Genomic DNA, 9,797 nt, shown 5'->3' with positions numbered 1-9,797 from the left:
AGTAAGTCAGACAAAGTCTCAACGTTGCTAGGTTTCCAATCATTAATTATGTTTAGAGCTTGAGAAACATCCATAAAAAAATCCAAGTGCATTAAATACACTTGGATTTTGACAGCTCTGAAGGATCGTTCAACCGATCACTTTGGCCTTAACTGATCGGCATTACTGCAAATCAGCAGCGTTTTTTACGTAATAAAAATTTTAACGAATTACTTAGTTACACGTAGAACCGGTGTTTCACCAACAACGACGGTGCCAGAAAGCTTGTTCAGCTCTTTGATTTCGTCCATGTTAGAGATAACAACAGGTGTTAGTGTTGATTTTGCTTTCTCTTCAAGAAGCGCTAGGTCGAATTCGATAACAGTATCGCCTGCTTTAACCGCTTGGCCTTCTTGAGCGATACGAGTAAAACCTTCACCTTTTAGCTCAACTGTGTCGATACCAAAGTGAACGAATAACTCAACACCGTCATCAGACTCGATTGAAAACGCGTGGTTAGTTTCGAAAATCTTACCGATAGTGCCGTTAACTGGAGCTACCATTTTGTTGCCTGATGGTTTAATCGCAATACCATCACCAACAATTTTTTCAGCGAAAACAACATCTGGCACATCTTCGATATTGACGATTTCACCTGAAAGAGGGGCAATAATTTCAATCGCACCTGCATCTGAGCTGTCGTCAGATACTAGCTTCTTAAGTTTATCAAACAGACCCATTGTGTCATGCTCCTAACGTTTAATTTTATTCTGTCGAATTATAGTATACCAATCGCCAACAATAGACGACCTATTTTTAGTCGTCTATCTCATTGGTATTAGCGAATTATTGCGTTTTCTCTGCGATGAATTTTTCCACACAAGCTTCGATTTCAGCTGCGGTTGGGAAAGAGAGTGCTTCTTCTGCCATCGCTTTAACTTCGGCGAAGTTTGAGTTGCGGATCACTTTCTTCACTTTAGGGATAGAGATACCACTCATAGAGAATTCATCGAGTCCCATACCAAGTAGAAGTAGCGTTGCACGTTCATCACCCGCTAACTCGCCACACATACCCGTCCATTTACCTTCAGCGTGTGAGGCATCAATCACTTGCTTAATCACTGTTAAAACCGCTGGAGAAAGTGGGTTATACAGGTGTGAAATCATTTCGTTACCACGGTCAACCGCAAGAGTGTATTGGGTTAAATCATTGGTACCGATAGAGAAAAATGACACTTCTTTTGCCAAGTGGTGCGCAATTGCCGCTGCCGCAGGTGTTTCAACCATAACGCCGATTTCGATATTTTCATCGAACGCTAAGCCTTCAGTGCGAAGTTCTTCTTTGTATTCTTCAATGGCGTTTTTAAGCTCACGAATTTCTTCTACAGAGATGATCATCGGGAACATAATACGCAGTTTACCATGCGCAGATGCACGCAGAATGCCACGAAGCTGATCTCGTAAGATGTCACGACGATCTAAGCTGATGCGAATCGCGCGCCAGCCCAAAAATGGGTTCATCTCTTTTGGTAGATCCATGTACGGAAGATCTTTATCACCACCGATATCCATGGTACGGATAATCACCGCTTCACCACTCATCGCTTCTGCAACTTCTTTATACGCTTGGTATTGCTCATCTTCAGTTGGTAGCGCGCTGCGGTCCATGAATAAAAACTCAGTACGATATAAGCCAACGCCTTCACCACCGTTGCGTAAAATACCATCGCAGTCTTTTACTGTGCCGATGTTACCGCATACTTCAACTTGGTGGCCATCGAGTGTGATAGCAGGTAGGTCTTTTAGTTTTGCGAGCTCTTCTTTTTCCGCAGCAAAATCATCACGAATTTTTTTCGCTTCTTCAAGCTGTGCTTCTGAAGGATTAATGATGATTTTGTTGTTCATGGCGTCAAGAATAAGCATGTCGCCATTCTTTACTTTCTTAGTGATGTCGTTAGTACCAACAATCGCTGGAAGCTCAAGTGAACGTGCCATGATTGAAGTATGAGATGTACGACCACCGATATCACAAGCAAAACCCAGCACGTAATCAAGATTGATTTGTGCAGTTTCAGAAGGCGTTAAATCATAAGCAACAAGAATTACTTGTTCGTTAATATCACTCAGTGAAACGATATTGATGCCTAGAGCATTTTTAACAAAGCGCGTACCGATATCGCGGATGTCTGTCGCGCGTTCTTTGAGATATTCATCATCAAGAGATTCTAGGGCAGCAGCCTGCTCTTCGATCACGGTATAGATCGCGTTGTCTGCATGCATTTTGTCATTTTTGATGAGTGCTAAAATTTCTTCTTCTAGCTCTTCATCTTCAAGCAACATGATGTGGCCTTCAAAGATGGCTTCTTTTTCTTCACCAAATGTTTCAAGTGCTTTTTGTTTGATCACTTCTAGCTGAGCAGAAGATTTATTACGAGCGTCATAAAAACACTGAACTTCTGCTTCTACTTGGTCGTCTGAAATAGAGTGAGTATTTAGGACAATTTCATCTTCTTGAAGTAGCAGTGCTTTACCAAAAGCAATGCCTGGAGATGCTAGGATGCCTGAAATCATAGCGTTACCTTAAATTGGTCAACTGTAAACGGGAGAATGTGGACTATTGCGCTAACGGTAATTAGTAGCTCAAAATGTAGACTATTTCCAACAAAGCCATTTTGTTTTCACAAAATGGCTTTGAAATAGTGGACCAGATTAATGTAGTTGGTCCATGAGAGCAACTAGGTGATCTACCGCTTGCTTAGCTTGAGGGCCTTCAGCAGAAATAGTCACAACGGTACCTTTTACTAGGCCAAGAGTTTGAAGTTTGAATAGGCTCTTAGCACTTGCGCTTTTGCCGTTAGAAGTCACTGTGATGTCTGCATCGAATACTTTTGCTTCTTTAACGAACTGCGCAGCAGGACGAGTGTGAAGGCCGTTTTCTGCAGTGATTTCTACTTGCTTCTCGTACATGTTATATACCCCAATTGATTTATTTTTTGTTAGTTTCTTCACCAGAACAGCTTAACTGCTAATCAACGGTTCTGCTAGCAGAGTAACGCTGTTTTAGTGTCATAGCTGATACTGATTTAAATTTCATAATCACGATTTCAATCTATGTTGTCATTCGTCATTATAGTTAATACGTTTCTGACTTCTTTATTTCGAAGCTTAAAATAAAACGAGGTGATATTACCAAAGGTGAGGCAAGGATCAACAAAAAAGCCCCTGTATGGGGCTTTTTTAAACGAAAATTTGATTTAACCACCTATTACTGTTGGTTCTCTTTCTCGGTAAATAGGCCCGAAAATAGTGCGGTGCTCAGATAACGCTCACCTGAGCTTGGTAGTACCGCTACAATTGTTTTTCCTTCAAATTCAGGTAGTTCTGCTAATCTATTCGCTGCTACAATCGCTGCGCCTGATGAAATTCCAGCCAAAATCCCTTCCTCTTCCATGAGTCGCCTTGCCATTTCAATCGCTTCTTCTGAAGTGACGGCTTCAACACGGTCAATGAGGGATAAATCGAGGTTGCCAGGAATAAATCCCGCTCCTATACCTTGGATTTTGTGTGGCGCAGGTTTGATTTCATTTCCAGCAAGTGCTTGAGCAATGACTGGCGACTCCGCAGGTTCAACCGCAACTGAGATGATAGCCTTGCCTTTTTGGCCCTTAATGTAGCGGCTTGTGCCCGTTAAAGTACCACCTGTTCCGACACCTGCAACGAACACGTCAATCTCACCATCAGTTGCATCCCAGATTTCCGGCCCTGTTGTTTTTTCGTGGATCTGTGGGTTGGCTGGGTTATTGAATTGCTGCAGCAACAAGTATTTTTCAGGATTGCTGGCAACAATTTCTTCTGCTTTAGCAATTGCGCCTTTCATGCCTTTCGCCGCTTCGGTGAGTTCAAGGTTGGCTCCTAAAGCTTTAAGCAGTTTACGGCGCTCTAAACTCATTGATTCAGGCATAGTAAGTGTCAACTTATAACCACGAGCAGCTGCAACAAATGCAAGAGCAACACCGGTGTTACCGCTGGTTGGCTCTACAAGTTCAACGCCAGGTTTCAGTGTGCCAGCTTTTTCTGCTTCCCAAATCATGTTGGCACCGATACGGCACTTCACGCTAAAGCTTGGGTTGCGCGCTTCAATTTTCGCCAGTACCTTACCTTTACTGACTTTGTTTAAGCGAACAAGAGGAGTGTTACCAATAGTCAGAGAGTTGTCTTCGTAAATTTTGCTCATTGCGATATTCCTTTATTACACACGTTATATGTGCCTGGCGGTCTGATAAGACACGTGAGTGGATACAGATGCAGAATAGGTGTTAACCTTAAAACGTAAAAGGATTAAAAAGTTATAACTTATAGAGGGATATGCAGGTTGAATCTCCCTCGCACCATCACTGCAGTTTGTTTTTAAATTCACCAACCCACATGGCTGTTGCACCGCATACAGCAACCGGCATGACGATTAAGTTAACAATGGGTATGGTGGTAAAAATCGACACTAAAACACCAAAGCTATATGCCTTGGTCTGTTTTTGTTTCAAATTGTGTCTCATCTGGTTAAAGCTCACTTTGTGGTTGTCAAATGGGTAGTCACAGTATTGTATGGCTAACATCCATGCAGTGAAAATGAACCACAGCAAAGGGCCTAAGGTTTGTCCTAAGGCAGGAATTAGGAGCAATAAGAACAAACCGATTGCTTTGGGTAAGGTATAGATTAATTTTCGCCACTCTCTTGCGAGGATACGTGGGATGTCTTTGACCATAGACCAGATGCCATCGCTGTTGATTGGAGCGCCAATTAATCTTTCTTCCACTTTTTCTGCGAGTAGCCCATTAAATGGTGCAGCGACGAAGTTAGCCAGCGTACTGAAGAAATAGGAGAACGTGGCTAAGATAGTGATCGCGAGCAATGGCCATAAAACGTAACTTAGCCAAGATAAAAAATCAGGGATTTGACCAATAAACTGTTCTATCCACGTATTGAGATGATTGAATAAGTAAAAAAGAGCGCTGCCGACGAGAATGATGTTGATGAGTAATGGCAGAATCACAAAGCGTCGAATGCCGGGGGTCAGTGCTAGCTCTAGACCAAAAAAGAAGTATCCAAAACCTGAACGTTGCTTAAGTGTCATACCGTTATCCATGTGAATATCTGTTAATCAATACTAAAAAGCTATTCTACTCAACCTGCCGAAGAAGAAAAGCGTGGTGAAAATCACATCATGTATTGAACTTCTCACATTAAGTTGTTCTAAATCGGTACAAACTTTTGGTAAAGTACCCCGATAGACCGATATAACCCACGTTGGTGACACGTTCAATTCAAGCTGGTAAAGCTGAGAATAACCATGCATCGAGAAACTGAGAGTGAAAAATGCAGGAATTGCGATTCGTACTCATAATTGTTGGCGCGCTAGCGATAGCCGCGTTGCTATTTCATGGTCTTTGGACCAGTAAGAAAGAAGGGAAGTCCAAGTTTGAGGATAAGCCTCTTGGTAAAATTGATGTTGATCACGATGATACACAATCTGCGACCCAGCGTTCATTTGCTCCGGAAGATGATTTCGAAATTATTCGCAAAGTACGTAAAGAGCCAGATTTTAGTGAAGCGGTTGACCCTCTCATTGACGGTTATTCACCAAGCTTTGAACCTGAAAATGTGCTTGATGAACTCGATGATGTGCCCTCAATATCGATGAAAACCGAATCCCCAAGTCTCAGTGAACAAGATGATGTCATTGCTGACGATAATCAAAAATCCGACGTTCAAGAAGCCGAAATGGAAGTTATTGTGCTGAATGTGCATTGTGCGGGAAATGATCCCTTTGTCGGCACTAAGCTTTTTGACAGTATGCAGCAAAACGGCCTTCTTTATGGTGAGCTGGATATTTTCCACCGGCATGCCGATCTGTCAGGTACAGGGAAAGTGCTGTTTAGTGTTGCCAACATGATGCAACCCGGTACATTGGCACATCATGATCCTGCGGAGTTTACTACTCGCGGTATCTCATTCTTCATGACACTGCCTTGCTACGGCGAGCCTGATCAAAATTTCAAATTAATGCTTAAAACCGCTCAGCAAATCGCCGATGATTTAGGTGGTAATGTATTGGATGATGCGCGTAATTTAATGACGCCAGATCGATTGGCTGCCTACCGACGCCAAATCCAAGAGTTTAAAAGCGCACGCAACGCGTAGAATAAACATCGACCATTAAGGGCTCCTAGTCGGAGCCTTTTTTCATGATCCGAGAGAATTATGATGCAAACAATAGAACACAAATTAAGCCAACTTCGTGAGACGCTGCATTATCATGCTGTACGTTATTATGTAGAAGATAACCCTGAAATTCCTGACGCTGAGTATGATCGTTTGATGCGTGAGCTGCTTGAGTTGGAATCGCAGTATCCGGAGTTAGTCACAGCGGATTCACCCAGCTTGCGTGTTGGAGGTAAGCCTTTAGAGGGTTTTGCCCAGGTGACTCATGAAATTCCAATGCTCTCTTTAGATAATGTGTTTGATGAGAAAGAGCTTGATGCCTTTCACAAGCGGATGCAAGACCGGATACCGAGTGCCCACTTTAACGCTTTTTGCTGCGAACCTAAGCTTGATGGTTTAGCCGTGAGTTTGCTTTACGATAATGGTGTGTTAGTACAAGCCGCCACGCGTGGGGATGGCGCGGTCGGTGAAAATATTACGGAAAACGTGCGAACGATCAGTGCTATTCCACTGAAGTTACAGGGAAAAGGGTGGCCCGTTCGTTTAGAAGTTCGTGGTGAAGTGTTCATGCCTAAAGCCGGTTTTGAGCGATTGAACCAACAAGCACTCAAAAAAGGTGAAAAAACCTTTGTTAACCCAAGAAATGCGGCCGCAGGGAGCTTGAGACAGCTCGACTCAAAAATCACAGCTCAAAGGCCGTTGAATTTTTATGCTTACAGTGTTGGTGTGATTGAAGGCGCTGAGTTAGCAAGCAGTCATTATCAGCGCTTTTTGCAGTTAAAAGGGTGGGGGCTGCCGATGTGCCCTGAAACACGTCTAGTCTCTTCAATGGATGAAGTGAAAGAGTACTACCAAAGTATCTTAACTCGTCGCGCCCAACTCGCGTATGAGATTGATGGCGTGGTGATTAAAGTTGATGATATTGAATTGCAACAAAAGCTCGGTTTTGTCGCGCGGGCACCTCGCTGGGCGATTGCTTATAAATTTCCTGCCCAAGAAGAAATAACGCTCCTGAACGATGTTGAATTTCAAGTGGGCCGTACTGGGGCTATTACACCTGTTGCGAAGTTAGAACCTGTATTTGTGGGGGGAGTCACCGTCAGCAATGCGACATTACACAACGCTGATGAAATTGAGCGCCTAGGCGTGAAAATTGGTGATAGCGTTATTATTCGTCGAGCAGGCGACGTTATCCCACAGATTGTTTCTGTGTTGTTAGACAGACGCTCTGATGCAGTGGTCGATATTGTTTTCCCGCAGTACTGCCCGGTGTGCAACTCTGACATTGAGCGTGTTGAAGGTGAAGCTGTCGCCCGTTGTACAGGGGGGTTAGTGTGTCAAGCTCAGCGCAAAGAAGCATTAAAGCACTTTGTCTCTCGCAAAGCGTTAGACGTGGATGGTTTAGGCGAAAAAGTGATTGAGCAGCTTGTTGATAAAGAGATGGTGAGCACGCCCGCGGACCTCTTCCGTCTAAAAGCAGGGCAGCTAACGGTGTTAGAGCGTATGGGACCAAAATCAGCACAAAATATCGTTAATGCACTGAATGCCGCCAAAATGACCACATTACCCCGTTTTTTGTATTCATTGGGCATACGTGAAGTCGGGGAAGCGACGGCGGCGAATCTTGCGCTCCATTTCGGGTCATTAGACAAAATTCGCCAAGCGACCCATGAAGAACTACTTGAAGTTCAAGATGTTGGAGTTATCGTTGCGAGTCATATCACATCTTTTTTTGAGCAAGATAAAAACCAACGGGTGATTAATGAATTGATCGAACTCGGTATCCAGTGGCCTAATATCGAAAAGCCGAGCCAAGATGCGATTCTCCCTTTACTTGGTAAAGTGGTGGTTTTGACGGGGGGCTTGTCGAAACTCTCTAGAAGTGATGCGAAAGCGGCGCTACAAGAGCTTGGCGCAAAAGTAACGGGAAGCGTCTCTAAAAACACCGATATACTATTTGCCGGAGAAACGGCCGGTTCAAAATTAGTAAAAGCGCAAGAACTAGGGATCGAAATTCGCAGCGAACAAGATTTGCTTGAGTTAATGAAAAGCTAATTTTTTAAGCATCCCTTCCTTCATAAAGCCTCAAAATTAATTTTGAGGCTTTATTTTTATCTCAAACCGCCACATTAAAATGTCCAGTAATTAGAAAAAAAGCCCTCATTTTCTTCGATGCCAATCAAGAAGAACTTTACTCTCTTTCAATTTATTATTGCGATGCACTTCAAGCTATTAGTGTAATTGTTTTTTTATCGTTTTGAAAATTAATGAGTTTTTTGTTTTTATATTTTGTTTTATGACTTATTAGATCTTGATCACTTACTTGGTCAAAGTTTGCCGTAGCTCATATTTTTTTAGATAAAAATTAAGTTCTCATTGATGTTTTCTGTTGCGAAGTTAGTCTAGTGAACATGGATACACGATGTGTATGCAGGAAAAGAGAAAATCAGAAAATTAATGACTAATTTAGGTTTTCAACATAGGAAATGATTTCTCCCTTCGGCGGCCAACTTAAGGGGGAAGTAAAAAACAGCTATATCTATTTTTAGGAGTTTTTCCATGGACAAAATGTTTAAACGTACTCTTTTAGGCGCTGCAGTTGCTATGGCTGCAGTTGGTTCAGCGCAAGCTGCTATTCCTCTAGCTGGTGATGCCGTTCAGTTTTACGGCCAAGCTGCAGGTTTTATTACTATCGCTTCTCCTGACAAAGGTGATGAATCTGTAACAGCAACCATCGAGTCCAGAATTGGTTTTCGTGGTGTAGTTGAGTTTGAAGATTTCGGACCAAATCTACTATGGCAGATTGAGGGTGGCAATGCAGGTCACGGCGGTTTTGATCCTGACACATCATGGACTCATAATGACAATGGTCAACTCGGTGCTCGTGATACCTACCTAGGCTTAGGTTTTGACGGTGTTGGGTCGTTCAAATATGGACGTCAGCTTGTTGCTGCGTACAACTATGTCGATTGGCCTCACTCAAACCCTGGTCTTGGTAACGTTTTTGACTGGAATAATGACATTGGTGCTGGATATCAAGACCGTGCTGATCATGTTCTACGCTTCGATTCTGAGAGCTTTGGTGGTTTTAACTATCAAATCACTCTAAGCGGCATGGAAAAAACAACTGACGCTGTAGTGGTGAGTATTGCTGGTTCTTATCAAGCAGGTCCAGTCAATCTACATGGCGGTTACTACACTCAAGCTGAATATACTGACGGCGCGGACAAGAAAGGTGATATCAACTACGCTATTCTTGGTGCAACCGCTGGTTTCGATGCATTTACTTTGACGGGTGCTGTAAAGTTAATGAATAATGACTTAGCAGATAAAGAGCAATTGGCTTATTCTGCAACAGCTCAGTATGTGAATAATTCTTGGGTGTATAAGTTGGGCGTTGCTGGCACAACAGATGCGAAAGAAAAAGGCACGAAACTTGCCGATACGGGAGACTTGGCAGTAACAGCTCGTTTGGGTTATTTGTTACCAAGCACTTATCTATTTATGGATTTACGTAATTATAAGATGAATGCTGCTGATGGTTTTGATAACAACCTTCTAATTGGTGCAGAATACTACTTCTAATTCGAAGTAAAGC

8 protein-coding genes are annotated in these 9,797 nt (G+C 42.9%); 3 read left to right on the top strand and 5 right to left on the bottom strand.

Annotation, left to right across the window (positions count from 1 at the left end; genetic code table 11):
• Nucleotides 1-209: 209 nt before the first annotated feature.
• The 5 genes from crr to cysZ form a co-directional block, all read right to left on the bottom strand.
• Complete coding sequence (gene crr, locus AACU59_RS10560) at nucleotides 210-719, bottom strand: PTS glucose transporter subunit IIA (RefSeq protein ID WP_010317358.1); 510 nt, start codon at nucleotides 717-719, stop codon at nucleotides 210-212.
• A 106-nt stretch (nucleotides 720-825) separates the two neighbouring features.
• Nucleotides 826-2,550: a phosphoenolpyruvate-protein phosphotransferase PtsI gene (ptsI, locus tag AACU59_RS10555; RefSeq protein WP_017048016.1), complete on the bottom strand. Its 1,725-nt coding sequence runs from the start codon at nucleotides 2,548-2,550 to the stop codon at nucleotides 826-828.
• A 138-nt stretch (nucleotides 2,551-2,688) separates the two neighbouring features.
• Nucleotides 2,689-2,946 carry an HPr family phosphocarrier protein gene (locus AACU59_RS10550; protein ID WP_026027491.1) on the bottom strand — a complete coding sequence of 86 codons (258 nt, stop codon included), beginning with the start codon at nucleotides 2,944-2,946 and terminating at the stop codon, nucleotides 2,689-2,691.
• 298 nt (nucleotides 2,947-3,244) lie between these two features.
• Nucleotides 3,245-4,213, bottom strand: coding sequence for a cysteine synthase A (cysK, locus tag AACU59_RS10545; protein ID WP_094145468.1), 969 nt, complete (start codon nucleotides 4,211-4,213; stop codon nucleotides 3,245-3,247).
• 157 nt (nucleotides 4,214-4,370) lie between these two features.
• Nucleotides 4,371-5,123, bottom strand: a complete 753-nt coding sequence (cysZ, locus tag AACU59_RS10540; protein ID WP_013857322.1) for a sulfate transporter CysZ — start codon at nucleotides 5,121-5,123, stop codon at nucleotides 4,371-4,373.
• A 230-nt stretch (nucleotides 5,124-5,353) separates the two neighbouring features.
• On the opposite strand from cysZ, the gene zipA reads away from it, so the two are divergent.
• The 3 genes from zipA to AACU59_RS10525 all read left to right on the top strand — a co-directional run bounded on the left by zipA (nucleotide 5,354) and on the right by AACU59_RS10525 (nucleotide 9,784).
• The gene (zipA, locus tag AACU59_RS10535) at nucleotides 5,354-6,178 is read left to right on the top strand and encodes a cell division protein ZipA (protein WP_094145467.1); all 825 of its coding nucleotides are present in this window, start codon (nucleotides 5,354-5,356) and stop codon (nucleotides 6,176-6,178) included.
• A 60-nt stretch (nucleotides 6,179-6,238) separates the two neighbouring features.
• Complete coding sequence (ligA, locus tag AACU59_RS10530; protein ID WP_094145466.1) at nucleotides 6,239-8,254, top strand: NAD-dependent DNA ligase LigA; 2,016 nt, start codon at nucleotides 6,239-6,241, stop codon at nucleotides 8,252-8,254.
• A 504-nt stretch (nucleotides 8,255-8,758) separates the two neighbouring features.
• A complete protein-coding gene (locus tag AACU59_RS10525; protein ID WP_088732075.1) occupies nucleotides 8,759-9,784 on the top strand; it encodes a porin in 1,026 nt (341 codons plus the stop codon).
• The last annotated feature ends 13 nt before the right edge of the window (nucleotides 9,785-9,797 follow it).

The organism is Vibrio sp. V23_P3S9T160 (assembly GCF_963886625.1).
Classification (GTDB): Bacteria; Pseudomonadota; Gammaproteobacteria; order Enterobacterales; family Vibrionaceae; genus Vibrio; species Vibrio anguillarum.
This window is presented reverse-complemented; position numbering and strand designations above follow the sequence as displayed.

Bases quoted from the DNA above. Each gene is read 5' to 3' on its own strand.
- AACU59_RS10550 (WP_026027491.1), bottom strand. From the start codon at position 2,946: ATGTACGAGAAGCAAGTAGAAATCACTGCAGAAAACGGCCTTCACACT.
- cysK (WP_094145468.1), bottom strand. From the start codon at position 4,213: ATGAGCAAAATTTACGAAGACAACTCTCTGACTATTGGTAACACTCCT.
- AACU59_RS10525 (WP_088732075.1), top strand. From the start codon at position 8,759: ATGGACAAAATGTTTAAACGTACTCTTTTAGGCGCTGCAGTTGCTATG.
- ligA (WP_094145466.1), top strand. From the start codon at position 6,239: ATGATGCAAACAATAGAACACAAATTAAGCCAACTTCGTGAGACGCTG.
- cysZ (WP_013857322.1), bottom strand. From the start codon at position 5,123: ATGGATAACGGTATGACACTTAAGCAACGTTCAGGTTTTGGATACTTC.
- ptsI (WP_017048016.1), bottom strand. From the start codon at position 2,550: ATGATTTCAGGCATCCTAGCATCTCCAGGCATTGCTTTTGGTAAAGCA.
- zipA (WP_094145467.1), top strand. From the start codon at position 5,354: ATGCAGGAATTGCGATTCGTACTCATAATTGTTGGCGCGCTAGCGATA.
- crr (WP_010317358.1), bottom strand. From the start codon at position 719: ATGGGTCTGTTTGATAAACTTAAGAAGCTAGTATCTGACGACAGCTCA.